The following is a 24,780-nucleotide window of genomic DNA, read 5'->3' as shown; positions in this document are numbered from 1 at the left end:
ATGTCAGTCGGGATCAGACGGTGAAGGTATGAGTGGCAGCCAGCGTAGTCTGCTTTAACTGTGTATCTTGTGCGGAGTAACCAGAGGCGAATAAGCCCAGCGTGTACGTCGTACCACGCGTCAGCGAAATATTGTTGAAAGAAACGGTGCTACTGGCATTAGCACTGGTTGCGGGTGCGCGCCATTTCGGTTTCTGGTTATAAGATGCAGCGACCCCTTCCCATATTCCCACCCAGGTGTTAGAACCAGCGGGATTAAAGCCGGATAGCATATTTATTTGTGCCACTAGCGAGGTCGACCCCATCTTGTTAACACCAACGGTGGATTTTTGCACATCAAAATCCCCCCCACCGATCGCGGGAACAAACACGGAAGCGACAACGTTATTGTATTTTGACCAACCACCGGATGTATTGAGCGGGCCGACACCATAACCGATAATATACGACAGCGTCGTGACATCCAGACCATCAAAAGACTGCGAACCGGAAGGTGTATTGGCAACCAAAGCGTCAGAATTGAGGGCATCCGCAGACCAGGGAATAGCATCGCCTGACTGCCAGATATAAAGAATATTGCCGTAGGTACTTGGTTGATTAGCGTTAGGGCCGCTGTAATCCACACTGATTTGATTCGCCGACACAGAGTCAGAATCTGTAGTCACAGTAATATATTGATCCGCTGTAGCGGCAATACTGAGATCGACCTTCAGGACATTATCAACAGACATAATACTCTCCTAATATCAATACGATAATACAGACAGTAATGGTCAGGACAATAAAATATCAGCATCATCCATATCCATACATGATGCTCCAAAAAGGTAAGGGAAACTTACTTTTCACAGAGGTGATCTTAAAATAGCCTATCTGCATCCGTTGCTTTTCGGTTATTAAAAAAAAGAGGCAACCATAGGTTTATCATCAGAACACAGAATAAAATACAATACAAAACACCCTCAACAGGTAAAAATAACATTCCAATTAAAATAGATTGCATGGAAATTATTATAATAATCGTTTTTTATTCTCCTACCGGCACCTCTCTAAAAAATTTTGATATTATTGAGTTTTCTTAAATCACAAAACAGCTCTATATACCCAAAATAATTCGAGTTGCAGGACAACACGCTGGCGTGTTGAACAACGCCACGCGTTGGCCCTTTAGGGCAAGGCTCGTTAGAGCCTTGTAACGCGGCAATCGAGCGACAAATTCGTTGGGAACGAATTTGACCAGCCAACGGCTGGCCTCCGGTGAGAGACAGGATGTCTCTCATTTCATCCTCAGGAGCTTACACAAGTAAGTGACTGGGGTGAGTGAGAGCAGCCAACACACCTGCAACTTGAAGTATGAAGGGTATAAAAGACATAACCAATAAAATAAATAAGTTACATGAAGAATCAGCTTTATTATCAGATAGCACAGTCACACCGTACTCATTAACATCAAAAGCATTTTCCACAAAGAGAAATTACTCTCCACAAAATAATACCCACTCACCATTATTCGATAAATAATTAGTGATTTTTACCAAATAAATAATCACCATTCAATGAGCTAATTTTTTCAGATCAATTTAAAAATGTAGCCGTGCAGGCAAGACGTTGAAGATCAAGCCGCTGTGCCTGGATGTCATAGCCGCTAGTGTAGAGTGCCAGGGTATATTTTTGCCCGCTGACAATAGATATTTCGTTGATTCCTACGGTGCCAGTATTTGAATCTACCGTAATAGCGCTAAACCATTTAGGTGGGGTCGTCCAGGACACCGTTTCTCCCTCCCATAACCCGATCCAACTAGCAGACGCTTTGGCATTAAAACCAGGTAAAAACGCAAAATTACAAGCAATCGAACTCACGCCGACGAATGCAGGCGTAATACTGCATCGGTTCAACTCCGTATCATCACGATACCCTCCGTTTAATAGCGCTGGAATATACGCAGATGCCACCACGTTTAGATAACGCGACCATGCATCTTGCGCATACTCTGGCCCGACCGCGTAACCAAGAATATACGCACCGGATGAGATAGCGATATTATCCAGATTTTGATCACCATCGGGCTGATTGAGCAGAATGACACCCTGTGCTATAGCCGGGCTGCTCCAGGGGATTTCATTATCAGAAACTGGCCAGAGAAAAACCTGATTCTGGTAATGCGAAGGCTGATTTCCCGTCAGAGTGTGATAACTGAAATTAACTAAGGTACCGGCGACCAGATTAATACTCAGCGTTGTCGCTTGCTGTGTTATCGTTGAATCCGCTAATAATACCGTAGGTTCAATACCATGTTGCGAATTTAGCGACGGTGTCACTGCTGTCGACACTAAATCGGCCTCTGCTACCCACTTCTCAGATCGCACATAAAAAGGCAACGACACCACCGTTGCTAAACTTCCTGCCAGAAAATCTCGCCGCTTCACTTTTTTCTCCCTGAGGTACGCCGGTTATAACCATTGGCAGATAGTACTGATCAGGTAAGTATTGCATGCTTTTCGTGCCTGGCTTACCAACGCTCAAAACTGTTGATAAACCTTGCGAGAAATTCCCGGTTCTCTTTTCATCGTTCACCCACTTCTGTTATTCACCTGTTTTTGTTATTCACTCTCATTGTCATCCACCAATATCGTGTTAAATGCCACAAAAAATCAGCCCGGCCGGTATTTTCACACCAGCCGGGCATGACACGCGGTATGCTCTTTAGCTATCAGACGGTATCGGGTTGTTTCTCTGCAGAAGCACCCAGTGAATGCGTTAACGTTGAGCGTTGCCAGTCAATTCGCTCAAAGAACATTATCGTCAGCCCCGCCATGAGCAGGTTTGTGATGGGAAATGCCCACCACAAACCGGACACGCCAAGCGACGTATAGTGGGATAACCCCCACGCCAGCGGGATTTGAATCAGCCACTGAGAAACCAACGCCAGCGCCATTGTCGTCATGGTTCGCCCTGTTGCGCGAAAAGCGCCGTTTAACGCCATCTGCAACCCAATTAGCCCATAACTGGGGGCAATCAGGTGGAAGAAATGCGTTCCGTGAGCAATCACCATCGGCTGGTCGGGGGCAAATGTACCGATAATATAAGGGCTAAATACGACACCTATCAGGCCAATGACAGTCAGTATCAGAAATGAAATCGCGCCACTGAGTCGACCAATCGCCCGCGCACGTTCAGATTGTCCGGCACCGACATTTTGTCCTACCAACGTCGCGGTGGCGATTGACATCCCTATCGCTGGCACAATGACCAGCGCATTAATATTAATCACCACGCCGTACGCGGCCGTCACGTCGGTGCCCAGCCCGGTAACCAGTGTCATCATGCCGCTCGCCCCCAGGGCGTGCGCGCAGAGTTCAATGGACGCAGGCATGCCAAGACGAGCGACGGATTTCACCATGTCCATTTTGGGTTTCATCGCACGGAAATAGATCTTAAGGCCAACACGACCAAAGCGTAATACCAGTAGCCCCGCTATCATCGCAATGCCCTGATTAATCAACGTGGCGATCGCCGCCCCGGCTACGCCAAAGGCAGGAACAATGCCGTAACCGAAGATCAATAGCGGATCCATGATGGCGTTGAGAATCAGCGTACCCAGTGTAATCAACAATGGGATACGCACCTCGCCAGCGCCTCTCATCAAAGACTGCAACATGGAGAAACCAAAGGTAAATATGATGCCGCTGATGATGACCCGCAAAAAACTGAGCGCGTAGGGGAACACCTCATTCTGCGCACCCAGCGCGCGTAACATCCAGGGGGCGAGGAAATACCCCGCCACCGCAATAGGTATGGAAAACAGTATCGACAGCGTAAACACCTGGGCGGCAATATCGTTTGCTCGTTGATACAAGCGAGCGCCGATACACTGTGCCACCAGAGTCGTGCCCGCCACACTCAGCCCAATACCTAAAGCAAACGCCAGAAAGATGATGGGCTGACTCACCGATATCGCCGCCACGGCTTTGTCACCCAAACGCCCGACCCAGAATGCATCAATCATGATGTATCCTGACTGTAAAAGATTGGCAAAAATAACCGGCACACCTATTTTTGCCAGTGAGCGTAATATCGAGCCTTGTAATAAGGCATTTGGTTTTTCATTAGCGATTTCAGGTGACAAGAGTTGATCCCTTAATGTCCGTAGTAATGGGAAACCGACCGTGATGTAAACAGTGAATACGATGAACTCTCTCATCACACTGTTTCATTGCGGTGGAATGTTACATCGCCTTCGATTCCGTGCATCCCTTAAATATAAGCAGTTTACCGATTAACTCCTGGCGTATTTTATTGTCCTGACCTATTGTAAAAATATGAACACTCATCATGGCTCTGTCTGGCCTGCCGGGGGAAATATCGATACCCGTAATCTTTGCTTTTATTCGCAATACATCACCGGGCCGGGTAGGCCGAAACCAGGTAATATTCTCCACCCCTTTGCCGATGATGCCATGAGCCAGCGGTAGACACTTCACCAGCAGATTCATGGTAATACTCACCGTATGCCAGCCGCTCGCCGCCAGCCCCCTGAAGATAGACTCTTTTGCCAGTTTATCGTCCATGTGAAAAGGTTGCGGATCATACCGGGTTGAAAAATCCGTGATTTCTTCGGCGCTGACATAATACTCCGAACTATAAAAAACCTGTCCGACCTTAAGGTCATCCATATACAGCTTTGGTAGCGTCGTATCCCCTATATCACTCTCTATTGGGTATGTGCCTGTCATATTGACATAATCGCTTGAATAGTTTTCATCTTGCATATTCACGAGCCTCCCTTCCTGACATGAACATATCCGCTTCATGCTAACAGTGACGTATTCCCATACACTGCTCGCCCTATAAGCAACCATCGGTGAAAATAAGAGATATCTATCCATCGCCGTCAGATTTCAGAATATTTTTCTTCATGAAATCCGAGCGACATCGGGTGTTACCTTTCTATGAAAAAGCCATCCATGCCGATCTATTTTGGCCTTTCCTCATACGAAAATTTGTAAACGATTCCTGATTATCAAAAGACAAATAAATGTTATAACGAAATATCTCTTCAAACGTTAAACCAGGTGGGTACCTATAACTATGCCCAGGATAAATACGAACTTTTCCAGGTAAAATAGCCTTCAGGCGTTCAAGACTCGAAAATAGGTGTGCCGCATCATCATGACTGGCACACAGCCCGCACCCTTCAATAAACAATGTGTCCCCTGTAAAGAGATGCTGGCCTACCCAATAACACACACTCCCTGGCGTATGACCCGGCGTCATTATCGGGCGAACTAGCATCCCCGCGACATGCCAGGCCTGTTCATCAATACAATGTGCAGAAGGCGTCGTGAAACCGGAACACTCCGCCTCCGTGCGTGACAGCCATACCGGGCAGCCATGTTTCTCTGCCAGATACCCGGCGAGATCAGTATGGTCAGGATGAGCATGGGTTATCAATATTCCCGCCAGTTGCGCATTGGCAGTGCTCAGCGCGGTTTCCAGCCGGTCTATTTCCCATGCCGGATCAACCAGCAACGCCTGCCCAGTGCAGCGATTAAGCACCATATAGTTGTTATTAATAAAGTGACCGCGGCGCACCTTTATCGTCGTTACCGCAATCTCTGCTGATGACATCGAATACGCTGATGACAGCCTCTTATTTTCCAACCACATAGCGCTTACTCCACACCATCAATGGCAAAATCCATCCCTTGTTGCTCCGCAATCACCACCTGACCTCGCTATGTCACAGTAACCCCCAGCACTGCAATTCAGATATCGTGTTCTCTACCCCGCGCTCCTGGCGAACTTGTTGTCCAAGTACCCTGGCTCGCTCCCTGACGGCGGAAGAAAAACTCCGGTTAAGCGCCTGTTCGATGTCATCTTCGCCAGAACGTTTCAGGTCAAGGCTGCCGCCACTGCTTCCCAGTGCCTCCAGCCGCCATGCCCAATAAAACTGGTCGTAAATAAACGGCATAATCACCTGAGGCGTTCCCGCTTTTAGCGCCGCCGCCACCGTCCCACTGCCACCGTGATGGAAAACGGTTCTCACCCGTGGGAATAACCATTCATGCGATACGTGTTCGACACAAATAACCCCGGGCAGATTAGCCGCGACAATCATGTCCGTTTTGATAGCCCCGCCACCGCTCATAATGACGGCTCGCACACTTAACCGTTTAATGACATTGATAATTTTGTTTGTCAGCCCTTCGGGATCGGTACTGTTCATGCTGCCAAACCCGATATAGACCGGCGGCGCACCCTCGGCGATAAACTGCTCCAGCGTCGGCGATACCGACTGCATTGACTGAATATCGCCAAACCAACTGCCGGTTATCTTAACGATGTCCTCTGACCATTCTGGTGGCCGTGGCACCACATGTGGGCTAAACGCATAGATAATTTTTCTGGTTTGGTTGCTTTTATCAGACCAGGGGCCAAACCAGCTCCACGTTGGCAGACCAAGACGGGTGCGACAGGCACTAAAAGACTTCGCCACAAAACGCCACATGATGATGCGCAGCAGCTTCCATACCGCGAGATTAATCGGCCCTGGCAGCCTGATTATTTTTTTCAGGAAAAACGGCGGAATCGAACTCGATGGCGTCAATGGCGCGAAGTAAACGGTCACGACAGGAATATCGAGCTTTTCACCGATGGAGATGGCCAACGGTACCGCCTGATTAGCCGCAATAATCAGGCGACTATGACTGGCGGCCTTGATAGCCTGCTCGACCCACAGCGACATCAGTTGGTCAACGACCCCCGACATTTTTTTCGCGTTCTTATACGACGATTCACCATCCATCAGTTCTTGTTCAATCTTTCTGGCCTCTGGGAGATCGAGACTCCATGTGTGATATCCCAGTCCTTCATCGGTAACGATTTTCTCATTTCGTTCCCCCGACATGATGGAGCACTCATGCCCCATCTGCTGAAGTGCTTTACCCAGAACGATAAACGGCCGTATATCTCCCATTGAGCCAGCGGTAAAAATAGATATTTTCATCTATTGCGCACCTCACAATCGTAATATTTCAGCACTCGTTCCACTTATTGCCCCGGATACTCAGTCTTTGTGGATGATGACGTTCAGGCTGTCAAAACCATGCAAAAAGTTTGAGTAATTGCGCTCAGGCTCTTCCAGCACGTCTATTCTGGAAAAACGCTTGAGAATCTCTTCCCAGACAATCGTCAGTTGCATTTCAGCCAGTCGGCTACCGATACAGGTATGAATACCCACACCAAAGGAGAGGTGTCGGCGTGAGCGTTCACGATCGATATTGAAAACATCCGGCTCATCAATCACCGAGCCATCACGGTTACCGGACGCATACCACATCACCACGCGGTCGCCTGCTTTGATGGTTTTGCCATTAAGCTCAACGTCTCGGTTAGCCACACGGCTCATAAAATTGACGGGCGGGTAAAAACGCAGTGTTTCCGACACCATCGGCATCACCAGTTTGGGGTCGGCCTTGAGCTTGGCAAACTCCTGCGGGTATTTATTCAGCAGGTACAGGCTGCTTGAAATGGTATTACGCGTCGTATCGTTACCACCGATAATCAGCAGCACAATAGTGCCGCGGTACTGCTCCAGGGTCATATCGCGGGTGTCGGGATGATGCGCCAATACGGAGATCAGGTCGTAACTGGGCGGTGCATTACGGCGTTTTTCCCACAGTTCTTCAAACACCTGATAGCACTTCACCGTTTCTTCCGCTTTTTGCTCCCAACTGGTCACCGGGCCATGTCCCGGTTCGAACATCAGCACGTCAGACCAATAGGTCAGTTTACGGCGATCTTCAAAAGGGAAATCGAGCAGCGTTGCCAGTACGGTGGCCGTCATTTCTTTAGAGACCCTGTCCACCCAGTCAAAGGGTTCGCCAATCGGCAGGTTATCGATAATCATGCCGGCGCGTTCGCGCATTACCGGTGCCATTTTCGACAGGCTGGAGGGCGCTACCGCCGGGGTCACCGCCTTGCGGTGTTTGGTGTGCTCAGGGGGGTCCATCGTAATGAAACCCACGTTCTTGCGACGCTCGTGACCCAGTGCTTGCAGCGCGGTTTCCAGTCTGTCTTTCTCTTCGAGCGTTTTCAGATCGATATTCTGCGTGGAAGTGAAATCGCGATGATTGCTGCCTACCGTGCGGATGTCATCCCACAGGGTAACCGACCAGTAAGGTCCAAACTCGCTTTCCGGCGTGAAATGTACCGGGTCTTCGCCTCTGAGACGCTCAAACACCGCCAGTTCCGTTCCATTTGCAAAGCGATCCCGACGTGCTGGATTAATTTTATCCAATGGGATCGCATTCACATCCTCAACCACATCCTGTAATTGTTTAGTCATTTTCATCCACTCATTACATTGTTGTAAGCGTACTACCACACCATCCACGTTTTCATCGACAGTGCGGTAGCACCGGGTTGCAGGAAAAGCCAACCCTGCCCTTCTGCAACCCGGGGACGAGCCACGCTATGCGTTTACCCGCCGTTCACCGCAACAGTTTTGGCGCTATCGGCCTGCACAGACTGCGCAAACTGGAGCCACCCGCGCGCCAGCTCAGTCACATGCGGCGCCTTCAACACCGTAAAGTGCTGTGCTGGCCCGGCGATGGTTTCAAGTTTGTCTACCCAGTAGGCCCATCCTGCCGCATCGTCCTGTCGACGCTGACTATCCGCATCAGGCTGTTTCCAGGGGTCACGTACCTGAATCAGGTTCACCGCACCGTGGTAACGCGCTGTCGGTCGATACTGTGTTTGTCTGGCGGCATAAAAGGTTTGCCACGGACCTTGCAGTAACCGGGGAGACGAGTTGGCCGGGATCTTCCCTGCACGACTCAGGTGTTGATGTACGGCCGACAACATCTGCTCAATGTCATGACGGACATAAAGCGATTCGTCTATTTCCAGCGCCATCTCCAGCGTGAATCCGATACTCTCAACATACTCGCGCATACATTCGGCCTGGCTCGGCGTCACTGATGATGCTTTGCGGCCCAAGGGAGCTTCGGAGTCGATGATCGTCAACGACGCCACCACACTGCCTTGTGCCTCCAGCCGACTCGCCATGTCGAACGCCACCTGTCCACCAAAAGAGTGACCCAGCAGATGAATCGGCGTCTTCTCACCGATACCTGCCTGATGAAGCGCCATAAGGTTACGCAACGCCGCCGCTTCTACTGAAGGGTCCGGTTCACCAGCCCCATCCCCCCCTTTCGGCATTAACCCATAGACCGTCTGCTGTTGGGGCAACGCCTGTATGAAAGGCAGGAAATCCGTCACGCTCGCCCCGGCCCCTGGCACACAAAACAGCGGGATGCTGGTGCTATCGCCCTTCTGTAAGGTGATAAGTGGCTTGAAATCATCAGCCGCCATGCCCACCACCGGTAATGCCCCCACGCGCGCGGCCATCCCCACCGGTTTTGCCTGATCAGGCGTAGCCAGCTGATGAATAGGCGCGTTCGGATTGGCGACCACCGCCTCTAGCATCGCGAGATAACCTGCGGCCATACGCTCGGCGGTTTCACGACGGAACAGATCGACGGCATACTCCAGAATGCCCGCCAGCCCCAGCGGTTCCCCCGTCTCGCTGTATTCTTCATACAGCGTGAAATAGAGATCCCACTTGGAGTGCCCGCTGTGCACGGGATAAAGCCGCGCGTTCAACCCCGGAACGTTGAGGGTTTCCGATGGCGTGTTTTGCAGGATCATCATGGTCTGGTACAGCGGGTAGTGAGACAATGGGCGCTCCGGCAGCAACTCACTGACCAGTTTCAGGTAAGGAATATCCTGATGCCCATACGAACTGAGTGCCTGCGCGCGCACCCGTGCGAGCACCTCATTCACGGTGGGTTCGCCGGAGGTATCAACACGCATCACCCACTGCGTCAGGAAGCACCCCACCAGGTTATGTAGCGCTTCATCGCTGCGACCGGCTGAAATCGCGCCCAGCGGAATATCGGTGCCTGCACCAAGCTGGGTGTAATAGATGCCGAGTGCCGCCTGCAATACCATCGACAGCGTCATGTTGCGCTCACGAGCCAGCTCGTTCAGCCGCTGATGTAAATCGACATTGATCTGCAACGGCACCAGTTCGCCACGATAGCTGGGTTTAGCCGGGCGTGGGTAGTCTTGCGGCAGCGCCAGCGTTTGCGGTACCCCTGCAAGGGTGTTTTTCCAATACGCCAGTTGTTCCGCATACAGGCTGTTCGCATCGTCGGGGTCACCGAGCAGCTCGTGGTGCCACACCGCATAGTCGGCATACTGAACAGGCAGCGGCGTAAACTGCGGTGCATGACCGGCAAGACGCGCCTTGTAGGCCAGGGTGAGATCCCGCGTCAGCGGTGCCAGTGAAAAGGCGTCACAGGCAATATGGTGAAATAGCAGCACCAGAATATGTTTTTGCGGCCCAACCCGCAGTATTGACGGACGGAACGGCAAATCTGTCGACAGGTCGAATAGCGAGGTAATCGCCGTAAACACCGCCTGTGGTACCTGCTCGGCTTCCACGTGCGTATACGGGATATCGAGATGAACCTGAGCAAAGGGCTCGATGACCTGAACCGACTGGCCGTCCACCACCGCAAACCGGGTGCGCAGCGGTTCATGCCGTTCCACCAGGTCGTACAACGTGGCCGTTAACGCGACCACATCCAGCTCGCCTTCAAGCGAGACCACAATCGGTGTATTGAGTGACGAACCGCCACGGACAGTATGCCCCACCCACATCAACTGTTGGCTGTAAGAGATAGGCAGCGGATCCGGTCGCGGTTCCACGCGGGTCAACGGTTTGCGCACTTTGACGTGCTCATCAAGCTGTTTCGCCAGTTTCACCACCGTCGGGTTCTCAAACAGTAACCGCACCGGCAGCTCAATCCCCAATCGACCACGGATACGGGCGATTAATCCAGTAGCCAGAATGGAGTGCCCACCCAGCGCAAAGAAGTCATCGTCAATGCCGATTTGCGGCTGCTGGAGCAATTCGGCATACAGCTCGCACAGCACCGCTTCGCGCGTATTACGCGGTGCCCGATAGACCGCAGTATCGCTAAATTCCACCGCAGGCAGCGCTTTGCGATCCACTTTTCCGTTAGCTGTCAGAGGGAACTGTGACAGCGCAACAATCCGTGAAGGCACCATGTAATCAGGCAAGCGTTGACCAAGATAATCCTGCACCGCTGATTCAGAGAATGTCGATGCTGCTGCCGCTAGCCCTTCCCCTACAACGTAAGCCACCAGACGCTTGCCGCTGCCATTATCCACCGCCAGCACCAGGGCTTTCTCGACGTGCGGATGTTCAGCCAGGCGCGCTTCTATCTCGCCCAGTTCGATACGGAAACCACGCAACTTGACCTGTTGATCGTTACGCCCGATAAACAGCACGTTACCGTCGTCCTGATAACGCACCAGATCGCCGGTACGATACAGCCGGGCGTGCGGGTCATCGACAAACGGGTCGGCGATGAAACGCTCGGCGGTTAAATCTTCCCGGTTCAGATAGCCAAGCGCAACGCCATCCCCACCGATGTACAACTCGCCGACCGCACCGACTGGCACCGGATGCTGGTGTTTATCCAGCACATAGAGCCGGGTATTGCCGATAGGCCGTCCGATAGGAATGCTACTGGCGGTATCCGTCAGTTCATTGATCGGGTAGGTGGTGGCGAAGGTGGTGGTTTCCGTCGGGCCGTAACCATTGACCAGTTTCACTGAAGGAACCGCACGCCGTACCTGTGCAATGATGTTGGGATCAAGCGCATCCCCGCCGATAAACAGCGCGGTGAACTGTGCGAGAACCGGCGTCAGTTCGGTATAAAGCTGGTTGAACAGCCCCACCGTCAGCCACATTTGGCTCACACGCTGAGAATGCAGTGTGCGCACCAGCCGGGCTGGGGTAAGCAGGGTATCCTGATCGATAACCACACAGGTGCCGCCATTGAGCAGCGGCCCCCATATTTCCAGCGTACTGGCGTCAAAGGCGGTATTGGCTGCCAGCGCCATACGATCGCCCGGCGCAAACACACCAACGCCGCTGTTTATCACCAGCCGATTGATGGCGTAATGCGGCACCATCACGCCTTTCGGTATCCCGGTGGAGCCGGAGGTGTAAATGATATAGGCCGGGGCGTTGGCAGAAACCTGCACATTGACCTCGTCATCACTCGCCTGCATCACTTCGTCACTGTTGATATCAATGACGGTGATATCAATGACGGTGCCATCGATAGCGGGCACGAAGGCATCCGTCGCCAGCGCCTGATGTGCATCACTGACCAAAAACCGGGCGGAGCAATCCTCAATAACCCACCGCACACGCTCTTGCGGTGCCTGCGGATCCAGCGGCACGTAAGTCGCTCCCACCTTGAGTATGCCAATCGTCGCCGCCAGCAAGGCACTGCCACGCGGCAGCAACAAGGCCACTACGTCACCGGGTTTTACACCACGGGCAACCAGCACCTGCGCCAGTCGGTTAGCACACTGATTGAGGCTGCAATAGCTAATCTGTGCGTCACCTTCGATGACCGCTATCGCATGTGGACTGTGCGCTACCTGCTGCTCGAACAGACGATGAACCGGCGTATTCGCCGGATACGGTACCGTCGTGGCGTTCCAGTCAACCAGCAGTTGGGTGCGTTCGTCAGGCGGGAGAATATCCAGCGCATGCATCGGTGTTGCCGGCGCGTTATCCAGCGCATCAGCCAGGCTTTTCATCGCCTGCTGGAAATACCCTGCAATCCGTTGTGCCGACAACGATGGTGCAGCCAGCACACTCATACGCAGCGTTTCGCCAAAATCATCCACCGATACGGTCAGCGGATAGTCGGTATGCTCCTCAAAACCGTGCCATTCCACCTCATCACGCTCACCAGTGGTATCCACGCTTTCGTCTTCAGACTGCTGGTTATGACGGTAGTTGAATAACACATTGAACAACGGGGTTGGCGGTGCAATTCCGCTACAGCGCTGAGCCAGACTGAGTGAGGCGTGTTCATGACCCAGTAATGCCGCCAGACGTTTGTGCGTTTGACGGACACTCTCTTCCACACCGACGTCGCCCAAATCAAGGCGAATCGGCAGTGTGTTAATGAACGGCCCCATGATCTGGTCGGCCCCTTCCCCGGCCTGCAAACGGCCGAGCAGGATGGTGCCGAACACGACAGTATCACTGTCGCTGGCACGCGCCATCACCTGTCCCCACACCAGATGGCAGAGGCTGCCCATGCTAACGCCAAGACGGCGCGCCTGCGCACGCAAACGGGCGACGACAGCCGGCTCGACATTCTGGCGTAGCTCCGCCACCCCAGTGTTATCCGCCGTGCCGGTCGACATACCGAATGCCAGCGTCGGCTCATCAATATCACCCAGCATCTGCTGGAAGAATTGCTCGTGCTCCGCCTGCGTCGTCCCGTTGCGCACACTGGCAATTAACCGGCGGAACGGTTGCGGTGCTGGCAATGACTGCCCCTGTCCCATCAGGAAGGCGCGAATATCACGGATCATGATCTGCAACGAGGCGATATCGTCGATCAGGTGATGCAACAGCATCAACATCTCAAAACGCCCGCTTTGCGGGTCATGCGCGGTATACAAACTCAGCAACGGTGCCCGGGTCAGGTCAATACGGTAGTGCGCGGGGTTATAGCGCTCCACCAATTGCGCCATGATGGGGCCATTGGCTGGATCAAGCTCAATTTCCGTCACCTGCACTGGCGCATGACGCAGCACCACCTGCGCGGTACGCGATACCCCGTGCGAGAAAAAAGCGGTACGCAAAATGTCGTGCCGATCCACGGTCTGTTGAACCGCCTCGATATAGCGCGTCATCACCTCACGGTTAGCCAACGAAATGCGGGCAAACTGCAGGTACGGGTCCCCTTTTTCGCTCAGTTGGTGCAAAAAGAGGATCCCTTCCTGCAACGGCGTCAATGCATAGATATCCTGCACATTCGCCACGCCACCCGGCACATTGGCCACAATATGCGCAATATCTTCCTGGGTCAGCTCGATCAACGGCAACATATCTGGCGTCAGGTGGGTCGTCTGCGGCGTGATCAGGTTCGCCGGCACCCTTGAACCACCACTCCCGTCTTGCGAGGAGAGCGCTCTTCCCTGGCGCAGGGCGTCAACGAGAGCCGCTTTGTGCTCCCGCAACGCCGCTTTGATATCAGGGGTCAACGACCCCTTTGCTGCCTTGATGACCAGTGCATCACCGTCAAGTGATAAGGCGATGTTGGCCTGATCCAGTATCTGCAACATGTCATCAAAATCGGTCATAATCTCATCTCGTCGAGTTCAATGGTACGAGCGGACAGTTCCGCCAACGTCGGGCTATCGAACAGGGCACGGATCTCGGTGCTCAAATCGCGCTGGCGCAGGTGTTCCATCAGTTGCACCGCCAACAGTGAATGCCCGCCCAACTCAAAGAAGTTGTCGTGACGTCCGATGCGTTCGACACCCAGCAGTTCCTGCCACAGTTCCGCCATCGCGATTTCAATGTCACCCTGTGGGGCTTCATAAGCACGACGGGAGAACGACGAGTCATCCGGCTGCGGTAACGCTTTGCGATCGAGCTTGCCATTGGCGGTCAGCGGCAGTTGTTCCAGCGTGACGAATGCCGCAGGCACCATGTATTCCGGCAGCTGTGCCGCCAGGCTGCTACGCCACTGGGCGATATGTTCAGACGTGCTCACCCCATCAGCCTGACCTTCTGCGCTCAGCACCACGTAGGCCACCAGACGCAGATCACCCTGGGCATCCGCACGGGCCACGACGACGGCATCACCGATAGACGGCTGTTTGAGCAGTTCCGCGTCGATTTCGCCCAACTCGATACGGAAACCACGAATCTTGACCTGATTATCGTTACGCCCCAGGTACTCGATATCGCCGTCCGACAGATAGCGCGCCACGTCACCGGTACGGTACATCCGCGCATCGGCGTTGGCGGCAAACGGGTCGTGCACGAAGCGTTCCGCCGTCAGATCAGGACGGTTGAGGTACCCACGCGCGACACCGACCCCACCGATATACAGCTCGCCGACGACGCCACGCGGTACCGGACGCAGGTGCTGGTCCAGCAAATAGATACGCAGATTAGCGATAGGACGACCAATCGGTACGGTGGCGGTTTCAGGCAAGTTTTTCGGACAGGTCCACGCCGTCACGTCGATCGCCGCTTCGGTCGGTCCGTACAGGTTATGTACCGCCGTGTCCGGCAGCAGTTTGTAGCAACGGGCCACACTGGCGGAACTGAGCGCCTCACCGCTGCACACAATACGGCGCAGTGAACGGCAAGCCGCCACGCTGTCGTTTGCCAGGAACAGGTTCAGCATCGACGGCACAAAGTGCATGGTAGTGATGTTGTTGGCCTGAATCACCTCAGCCAACGCCTGGGTGTCTTTGTGTGCGCCCGGAGGAGCCATGACCAGCGTTGCACCAACGGAAAGCGGCCAGAAGAACTCCCACACCGATACGTCAAAGCTGAAGGTGGTTTTTTGCAATACGGCATCGCTGCTGTCGAGCTGATAGGCGTCTTGCATCCACTGCAAACGGTTGATCAGACCACGGTGTTCGTTTTCTACGCCTTTCGGTTTACCGGTTGAGCCGGAGGTGTAAATCACGTAGGCAAGATTGCGCGATGTCAGGCCCAGTTCAGCAGGCGACAGCGACTCCTTCGACAAGGCAGAATCCGCCAAAGACGCGGCATCCAGCTCCAGCGTGACGATACCGGAAGTATCAAGCTCAGCGGTCACTTCCCGGCCACGTTTGTCGAGCAGCAACAGTTTCGGCGCGGAATCCTGCAAAATGTAGGCCAGACGTTCCTGCGGGTAATCGGGGTCAAGCGGTACATACGCACCACCGGCTTTGATAATCCCCATCAGGCCTACGACCATCTCGATGCTGCGGTCCAGACAAATCGCTACGCGGTCATCAGGTTTCACCCCTTGCTGGTGCAAATGGTGCGCCAGTTGGTTAGACAGGGCGTTCAGTTCGGCATAGCTCAGTTCACGGTCGCCAAAGCGCAGCGCCGTCGCCGAGGGAGTCCGTTTCACCTGCTCTTCAAACATCTGGTGGGTATAGGCAACCGCCGGGTAAACCTTGTCGGTGTTATTCCACTCTTTCAACAGCAAATTGCGTTCTGCAGCCGGCAAAATATCAATCTGCTGCATCGGCGTAGTGGGCGCGTTATCCAGTGCCGTGGAGATGTTTTCAAGCGCTTGTTGCGTGTAAGCGAACAGCAGTTCCGGGTCCAGCGACTCCACCACCTGAATATTCAGGCCCAGCGCGTTGCCGTAGTCATCCACCGACAGCGTGATCGGGTAGGTGGTGCGCTCTTCAAACCCATCCCACTGGTCGGCTTCCGGCACCACGAAATCCAGCGAATTGCTTTCCGACTCGCGGTTATGGCGATAGTTAAACAAGGTGTTGAACAGCGGCGTAGAACTATTCACGCCACTGCAACGCAGAGCCAGCGCCAGCGAGGCATGCTCATGACTCAGCAATTCCGCCAGCCGTTTGTGGGTGGTACGCACGCTTTCCTCAACGCTGGCACCTTGCATATCCAGGCGGATAGGCAGCGTGTTAATGAACGGCCCCATGATCTGGTCCGCGCCATCACCGGCATGCATACGGCCAAACAGGATAGTCCCGAAGACCACCGAATCCTGACCGCTCACGCAGGACAACACTTGCCCCCAGGCCAGATGGCAGATACTGCCGAGGCTCACCCCCAGACGACGCGCATGCGCACGCAGGCTGTCGTTCAAACGCTGGGGTACCTTGCGGTTAACTTCGACTATCTCGAAGTCATCCAGCATGTTGACCAGGCCGTAAGGCGCGGTAGGTTCATCAATGTCGCCCAGCGTCGAGCGGAAATAGCGTTCATGTTCCTGCGGGCTCTTGCCAAGCCGTACCTGTGCAATCAGGCGGCGGAACGGCTGCGCCGGGGGCAGCGTGTGACCACGGCCCGCCAGGAAGGTATGAATCTCGGCGGACAAAATCAGCACGGAGGTAATGTCATCGATCAGGTGATGCAATACGCGGAACATTTCCCAGCGGTCGTTACGTTTGTCATAGGCGACAAACGCATGCAACAACGGCGGTTTAGCCAGATCGATGCTGTAGTGTGATGGGTCAAAGCGTTCGGCCAGTTGTTCGGCGATCGGACCATCGGCTGGGTCCAGATCCACATCCAGCACATGCAGTGTCGCCTGACGCTGAACCACCTGACACGGTGTCGATACCCCTTCCCAGTAAAAACCGGTACGCATGATATCGTGGCGATCGACCACCTTTTGTACCGCGGCAAGGTAGTTGTCGACTTTTTCACGGCTATCAAACGTCATCTGCCCGGTTTGCAGGTACGGGTCGCCTTTGCTGGCCAGCATATGATGGAACAGGATCCCTTCCTGCAAGGGTGCCAGCGAGTAGATATCCTGAATGTTACTCACGCCGCCGGGTACCTGTGCCACCACGTGGTCGATATCTTTTTGGGTCAAGTCGATAAGCGGCAGCAGTTCAGGGGTAATAGCCATGGTTTGCGGCGTAATTTTGTTTTCAGGAACCACCACTTCAAACGCGTTTGACAGGCGTTTCCCATTACGCAGCGCATGCACCATAGTGGCTTTATGCTCGCGTAGCGCACTTTTAATCTCGCTGGTGAGCGCACCTTTGGCTGAGGTAATAACCAGGTCCTCGTTATCCAGCGATATCGAGATCTTTGCCTCTTCCAGGGTCACCAGTAATTGTTCGAAATCGCTCATTTTTTATCCTCCGTGATCATAACGTGTAGTCGATGGTGCTTGACGTAATGCAATGCAACAAAACAGCCAGGGCTATGCAGCCAACCTACGGGAAACAGCCTGCTCACAGTCGAGTCTCCGCCAGTTCAATGGTTCTGGCCGCAATGTCTGCCAGAACCGGTGTATCAAACAGCGTGCGTATCTCGATGCTCAGCCCCCTGCGGCGCAACTGCTCAATCAAACGCACGGCTAACAACGAATAACCTCCCAGCTCGAAGAAATGATCCTGACGGCCGACCCGCTCGACGCCGAGCAGTTCTTCCCAGATAGAAGCCATCGTGATTTCCATCTCCCCCTGAGGAGGCACATAAGCGCGGCGGGCGAACGACATCTCATCCGGCGCGACCAGCGCATTGCGGTCTATCTTGCCGTTCGGCGTCAGCGGCAACGCCTTGAGCGTCACAAAGGCCGCGGGCACCATGTAGTCCGGCAAGGCATCCTGCAGGTGCTTGCGCAGCGCCTTACGGCTGAAGTGGCTTTGCACCATGTCTTTGAGCGTTGCCACGTGTTCCAGCGCCGCTAACGTGTTCTCAGGCACAATCCAGTCGATCAGACACGCCACCTCGTTGACACCGGCTTCCTGCAGATTTTCCGCCACAGACAGCGCGGATTCCGGCGTACCGATAAACGACAGTTCACGGGTATAACGCCTGAACGCGAACTCCAGGATGCGGTGTTTGTCTTCACTGGGCAGCGTGTCGAGGTTGATGTTCTGTTCTTTAAGCCACCCAGACAGCAAGCTGAGATGACCTTCCAGATAACCGAGGAACGGCCCTTTCGCCTGTGTCAGTACCTCGTCCAGGTTCTCTCCCAGATAGGTGTGAATCATCACCGTCACGATGCCGGTGCGAGGATCAAAGCCGGCTTTTTCACGCGCCTCACGGTATATCGCGATATGCTGGGCCAGCCCTTCGATGTTCTGCGTGAGCAAGTGGGTCAACAAATGCGCGCCACTACGCCCGGCATACTCAAAGGTTTCAGGCGCACCCGCCGCCGTTATCCAAATCGGCAATTCTTTTTGCACCGGCGCCGGGTAAATCTGGACGTCGATGTCATTGCCGTGGTGATCCCAGCGAGAAACGCTGCCGCCCTGCCACAGCGTTCTCAGTTCCTCAATACGGTGCTGCATGACCGCGCGGCGGTCGTCGTAATGCTGCGGAGCCAGCACAAAATCTCGCTGATTCCAGCCGGACGCGATGCCGATACCGATACGGCCGTTCGACAGGTTGTCGACTATCGACCAGTCTTCCGCCACGCCGAGTGCATCGTGCAGCGGCAGTACCACACTGCCCGCACGCAGCTGGATATGGCGTGTTCTGGCCGCCAGCGACGCGCTTAACAACGCCGGATTAGCGAACAACCCACCCACGCCGTGGAAGTGACGCTCCGGCGTCCAGACGGCGGTAAAGCCGTGCGAATCGCCGAACTCCGTCACCTCGGTGCAATAGTGATACCCTTGCTGGGCGTCGGTATGTGCACCGAATAAAAACAGACTGAAATCAAGGCGTTCAGAGCGGGAAGCGGATTCCTGCTCGCCTTTTTCGCCGCGGCCGGGCACCACGTAGGCCACCAGTCGGGTCGCTCCGGACATATCTTCTCTGGCGACCACCACCGCTTCACGCACTGACGGGTGACTCAACAGCCGGGCTTCAATTTCCCCCAGCTCTATCCGGTGCCCGCGTAATTTCAACTGGTGGTCGGTACGGCCGAGGAACACCAGCCGCCCATCGTCCATCAGTTGCGCGAAATCACCGGTTCGGTAAAGGCGTGCCGCCGAATCGGTTGAGAAGGGATCGGGAATAAAGCGCTCGGCGGTCAGTTCAGGGCGTTGATGGTAACCACGGGCCACCCCGTCCCCGCCGATATACAGCTCCCCGATAGCCCCCATCGGCACCGGTTTGCCATGCTTGTCCAACAGATAGACCTGGGTGTTGGCAATCGGGCGACCAATCGACTGGTTGTATTGCGTCACATCCCCGGCATTCACGCGATTACAGGTTGACCACACCGTGGTTTCCGTCGGCCCGTAGAGGTTCCACAGGGACTCGCCGAAGGCATGCAGGCGTGTGGCCAGATCGCTGGGTAACGCCTCACCGCCGCACAGAATCTTCAACTGTTTATGCGGTGTCGCGTCAGCATCCACCAGCAAGCGCCAGGTGGTGGGGGTCGCCTGCATAATGGTGATGTTGAGGGTTTGCAGCAGCGCCAGCAGCGCGTGGGGATCCATCGCCTGTGTGCGGCTGGCCAGCACAATCGATGCCCCGGTCATCAGCGGCAAATAGAGCTCAAGCCCGGCGATATCAAACGAGATACTGGTCACAGAGAGCAGGCAATCGCGGGTGCCCAGTTGGAATAGTTCCTGCATCCCGGTAAGGAAGTTGACCACCTGACGATGTTCAACCATCACCCCTTTCGGCTTGCCGGTAGACCCTGAGGTGTAAATCACATACGCCAAATGTCGGCTATGCTGCGTTGCCACCTCCGGATTGCCACCGGGCAGTTCGTCCCAGCGCGCACAGTCACGCTCCAGATCCACCACGGTGACATAATGCCCTGTCTGCTCCCCAAAGACCTCACGTCCACGTCGGTCGACCACCAGTACCTTCGGTGTGGCATCATCGAGAATATACGCCAGTCGTGTAGCCGGGTATTCCGGGTCAAGCGGCACGTACGCGCCACCCGCCTTGAGGATCGCCAGTAAGGCGATGAGCATGGTTTCCGAGCGTTCAGTACATAACGCGACGCGTGTATCCGGCACAACCCCCTGCGCTATCAGGTAGTGAGCCAGACGGTTAGCCCGCTGATTCAATTCGGCATAGCTCAGACGCACATTGCCCATTTGCAACGCCAGCGCCTGCGGTTGTTGTACCACCTGCTGCTCAAACAATTGGTGAATCATCGTGGTCGCCGGGAAGGCCAGCGCCGTGTTGTTCACGGTTTTCAGCAGTTGCTGGTGCTCTTCAGGCGGCAACACCGTCAGTTCATACAACGGCGTGGCGGCAGAAGACGCGATGCTGGCGGCTTCCAGCGCGGTCACCAGGCTCAGCATACTCTGCTGGAAGTAACCCCAGATACGCTCGCCCGACAGTGATTCCACCACCTGAATGCCAATATCAAAGCCGGTGTCCGCATCATCCACCGAAACGGAGATAGGATAGTTGGTACGCTCGTCAAAACCGTGCCATGCCACGCCGTCAAATTCGATCCCGCCTAACACGTCCACATCGGTCGGGCGGTTACGCCGGTAATTGAAGACGGTACTGAACATCGGCGTCGGCGCCACAATCCCGCTGCCTTGTTGCGCCAGCGACAAGGTGGTGTGCTCATGCTTTATCAGCGCAGTCAGGCGCTGATGGGTCTGGCGTACCGCATCGACGACCGAGACGTCACCGACATCAATACGCAGCGGCAAGGTATTAATGCACGGGCCCATGATTTTATCGCTGTTTTCACCATGCATACGCCCTGACAGCACGGTGCCGAACACCACGGTATCGTTGCCACAGGCAGCACTCAGCACCTGCGCCCAGCTCACATGACACAGGCTACTGACACTGACGCCAAGACGGCGTGCCTGTGTCCGCAACCGTTCACCCAGCGCGCCCGCCAGCGGACGCCGGGTCTCATGGATTCGCTGGCCGTTGAGGTGGCCGTTACGCAGATTAAACGGGGCCGACGGCTCGGTGATGTCCGACAGCATGTCACGGAAAAAGGCCAGTTCTTGTTGCGTATCACGACCGTGTTGCAAACGCGCCACGTGATGACGGAACGGTACCGGCGCGGGCAAACTCTCGCCCTTGCCAGTCAGGAACGTTTGAATGTCAGAGAGCAAAATCTGCAACGACGGGATGTCATCCACCAAATGATGGATATACATCAGCGCTTCCCAGCGGGCCTGCTGGTCGTCGTAAGCCACCGCCATGCGAAGCAATGGCGGCTGCGTGAGATCAATGCGATGGGTTTGAGGATCGAACTGTGCTTTTAGTTGATCGACTACAGGCAGTTGCCCGACCACCGGGCCTTGCTGCGCGTCCAGGTTGAGTGTGGTGACGTGCAAGCGTGCATGACGCAGCACAACCTGTACCGGCGTTTCCACCCCTTGCCAGATAAAAGCGGTACGCAACACATCATGGCGGTCAATGACGCACTGAATAGCATCAAGGTAGCGGTCCAGCGTCTCGCGGTGTGCAAACGACAGGTGACCACACTGCAGGTAGGGGTCTCCGGCTTCATCAAACAGATGGTGAAAGAGGATGCCTTCCTGCAGCGGTGCCAGTGCATAGATATCCTGAATATTGGCCACACCACCCGGTATCCGGGCCACAATCTGGTCTATCTGCTGTTGCGACAGCGACACCAGCGGGAAAAGCGCCGGGTGAAGCGCGGTGGTTTCTGGCGTCACCTGATTTTCTGGCATCACCCATGCCTGCGAGGCGTCGTCTTCATCGCGAACCTGTTGCGCCAGGTCAGCCAGCACCGGGTGAGCGAAGATTGTCGGCACATCGGTGTAGTACTGCTGCTCACGCAGCATCGCCTGCAACTGCATCGCCATCAACGAATGGCCACCCAGCTCGAAGAAGTTGTCCTGCCGCCCGACCTGATGCACGCCCAGTATGGTCTGCCATAACTGCGCCAGCACGGTTTCTATACCGGCATGAGGTGCTTCAAAGTCACGCTGCACGTAGGCGTTATCATCCGGTAACGGCAAGGCTTTGCGGTCAATCTTGCCATTAGCGGTCAGCGGCAGTGATGCCATCACCACAAATGCCGCCGGGATCATGTAGCCGGGCAGTTGCGTGGCTAAAACGTCGCGCCATTGCGTAATCGCGCCATCGCTGTGGTAACCGTCCTCGGGTACCACATAGGCCACCAAACGCGCCTCGCCGCCATCCGGCGTGATACCGATAACCGTCGCGTCTTTGATATGCTCCAGTGCGGTAATACGTGACTCGATCTCCCCCAGTTCGATGCGGTATCCGCTCAATTTGATTTGGTGATCGCGCCGACCGAGGAACTCGATACGCCCATCATCAAACCAGCGACCGATATCACCGGTGCGGTAGACGCGGCCTCCGGCAACCCAGGGGTCGTCGATAAACTGCTGGGCCGTCAGCTCAGGGCGGTTCATGTACCCAACCGCAACACCTTCACCGCCGATCCAGATTTCGCCCGCCATCCCCGGCGCGCAAAGCTGTCCAAAATGATCGACAACGTACATCCGGGTGTTGGCAATCGGCCGTCCGATACTCAGGCGCGTATCCTGGCTTTTCTCAAAGCCACGCATCCACGCCGACGACATAATGGTGGTTTCTGTCGGACCATAGCCATTGATGTAACGACAGCGTTCACTCCAGCGTTCAATCAGCCCCAGTGTCGGCGCTGAACCGGCGGTCAAAATAGTCATGCCTTGTGGCACCAAAGCCGGATCGAGGTGCGTAAGGTATGGCGGCGGAAATGCCGAGAAACGGATGTCGTTTGCCGTCATGTAGCTCATCAGCGCCGGTGGATTCTGAATCAACGCATTCGACAGCAGATGTAATTCACACCCGCGGGTCAACGTACCGAAAATTTCCCCCGCCGACGCATCAAAGGTATAAGGCGCGAACTGGGTAATCGGCTGCCCGACGCTAAAAATACCGATGTGTTCACACCAGGCACAGAAGTTAATCAGGCTGCGATGGGCGATCTCCACACCTTTTGGCGTGCCGGTCGTGCCGGAGGTATAGATAACGTAGGCAATGGTGTGTGAGTCGATAGCGTCAAACGCGGTATCGTCACGCAAGTCACCCTGCGGTTGCTGATGGAGATAGTCCTCGACAAAAAGCAGCGTACTGCTTTCATCGTCACTGAAATCAGACTGATTGGCCCGGCTGGTCAGCGTCCAGCGCACTTTCGCGTCGTTAATGATAAACGCGCGACGTTCGCTCGGCGCATCCAGAGCGACAGGCACATAAGCCGCCCCCAGCCTGATGATGCCCAACATGGCGGCAATCAGGTTCGGTGTTTTATCCATACTCAGTACGATGCGATCGCCTTTCGTCACACCGACACGACGCAGCCCTGCGGCGATAAGACCGGCACGCTCGGCGAGTTGCCGATAGCTTAAGCGTTCATCATCGGCCACCACGGCAGTGGCCTCGTTTCTGGCTGCCACCTGTTCGGCAAACAACGCATACAGTGAGCGATCCAGCGCCACATCAAGTTGTGTGGCATTCCATTCGTGGACAACGCGTTCAATTTCAGCACTGTTAAGCAGCGACTGCGCCCCCACCGTGCGCTCAGCGCCCTGACCAACGCTCACCAACAGTTGTTGCAGGCGATCAAGAATGTTATGCGCATCCGCATCGCTGATATCACCCACGCGGTAATGCAACGCCAGCAACAGGTTATCCCCGGTGTGCGCGACAAGATGCAGCGGCGCAGACTCATCCAGATTTTCCGGTTCCGGGGATTGCTCGTCACGCACACTGAGCAGTGACTCAAAGAGCGACGCCGCCGGGGAACCGCCCACGCCTTGCGATAAGGCCTCTGGCAGCATTCCGGCGTGTTGCCGATGCTGCTCAAACACGGCGGCGATATCACGAAACCACTGATGTAACGTGCGCCCGCCATCCACCGTCAACCGCAACGGCAACGCACACACGTCCCCGGCCTCACCGATGGCAAAGCGCTTGCCGAACAGCACCTCATCCTCACCGCTGTACTTACTCAACAACAGCGCCCATGCGGCGGTCAGCAACACCTCCCAGGAGGTGGATTCACGCTGCACCAGCGCCAGTAATTCTGAATTCAGCGCCCGCCCAACGTGAGAAACGAGCACACGATTCTCCTGCGTAGGGGAGGAAGCCGCCTCCCCACTCTCAGTGGTATTGACAAAGTTGGCGTTCGCCGTCCTTTGCGCGCCGGTAAGATGATGCTGCCAATACGCCACAGCTGTTTCCTTACGCGACAAGAGCATATTTTCCTGCGTGATAACCAT

The 24,780-nt window shown here is 54.8% G+C and carries 10 protein-coding genes; all 10 read right to left on the bottom strand.

Translation table 11 applies throughout. The annotated features are described in order from the left end of the window. Positions 1-13: 13 nt before the first annotated feature. The 10 genes from DD586_RS06875 to DD586_RS06830 all read right to left on the bottom strand — a co-directional run bounded on the left by DD586_RS06875 (position 14) and on the right by DD586_RS06830 (position 24,780). Entirely contained in the window at positions 14-730 is a 717-nt protein-coding gene (locus tag DD586_RS06875; RefSeq protein ID WP_012884089.1) for a hypothetical protein, read from the bottom strand. Positions 731-1,574: 844 nt separating this feature from the next. Further along, complete coding sequence (locus tag DD586_RS06870) at positions 1,575-2,426, bottom strand: hypothetical protein (protein WP_157668886.1); 852 nt, start codon at positions 2,424-2,426, stop codon at positions 1,575-1,577. Positions 2,427-2,710: 284 nt separating this feature from the next. Further along, positions 2,711-4,126, bottom strand: coding sequence for a solanimycin export family MATE transporter SolL (gene solL, locus DD586_RS06865; RefSeq protein WP_012884086.1), 1,416 nt, complete (start codon positions 4,124-4,126; stop codon positions 2,711-2,713). 100 nt (positions 4,127-4,226) lie between these two features. Further along, positions 4,227-4,769: a MaoC family dehydratase gene (locus tag DD586_RS06860; protein ID WP_012884085.1), complete on the bottom strand. Its 543-nt coding sequence runs from the start codon at positions 4,767-4,769 to the stop codon at positions 4,227-4,229. A 178-nt stretch (positions 4,770-4,947) separates the two neighbouring features. Next, the gene (gene solJ / locus DD586_RS21270; RefSeq protein ID WP_012884084.1) at positions 4,948-5,667 is read right to left on the bottom strand and encodes a solanimycin biosynthesis MBL-fold hydrolase SolJ; all 720 of its coding nucleotides are present in this window, start codon (positions 5,665-5,667) and stop codon (positions 4,948-4,950) included. 73 nt (positions 5,668-5,740) lie between these two features. Then, positions 5,741-7,006, bottom strand: coding sequence for a glycosyltransferase (locus tag DD586_RS06850; RefSeq protein ID WP_012884083.1), 1,266 nt, complete (start codon positions 7,004-7,006; stop codon positions 5,741-5,743). Positions 7,007-7,066: 60 nt separating this feature from the next. Beyond that, positions 7,067-8,347, bottom strand: a complete 1,281-nt coding sequence (gene solI, locus DD586_RS06845) for a solanimycin biosynthesis cytochrome P450 SolI (RefSeq protein WP_012884082.1) — start codon at positions 8,345-8,347, stop codon at positions 7,067-7,069. Positions 8,348-8,481: 134 nt separating this feature from the next. Beyond that, positions 8,482-14,274, bottom strand: a complete 5,793-nt coding sequence (locus tag DD586_RS06840) for a non-ribosomal peptide synthetase (protein WP_012884081.1) — start codon at positions 14,272-14,274, stop codon at positions 8,482-8,484. Next, positions 14,271-17,762: a solanimycin non-ribosomal peptide synthetase SolG gene (gene solG, locus DD586_RS06835; RefSeq protein WP_012884080.1), complete on the bottom strand. Its 3,492-nt coding sequence runs from the start codon at positions 17,760-17,762 to the stop codon at positions 14,271-14,273. The genes DD586_RS06840 and solG overlap by 4 nt, the downstream gene beginning before the upstream one ends. Positions 17,763-17,865: 103 nt before the next feature. Continuing rightward, positions 17,866-24,780, bottom strand: a complete 6,915-nt coding sequence (locus DD586_RS06830; protein ID WP_012884079.1) for a non-ribosomal peptide synthetase — start codon at positions 24,778-24,780, stop codon at positions 17,866-17,868.

The organism is Dickeya parazeae Ech586 (genome assembly GCF_000025065.1).
GTDB classification, from domain to species: domain Bacteria; phylum Pseudomonadota; class Gammaproteobacteria; order Enterobacterales; family Enterobacteriaceae; genus Dickeya; species Dickeya zeae.
Note: the sequence above shows the minus strand (reverse complement) of the source record. Positions and strands in the feature narration are given on the sequence as shown.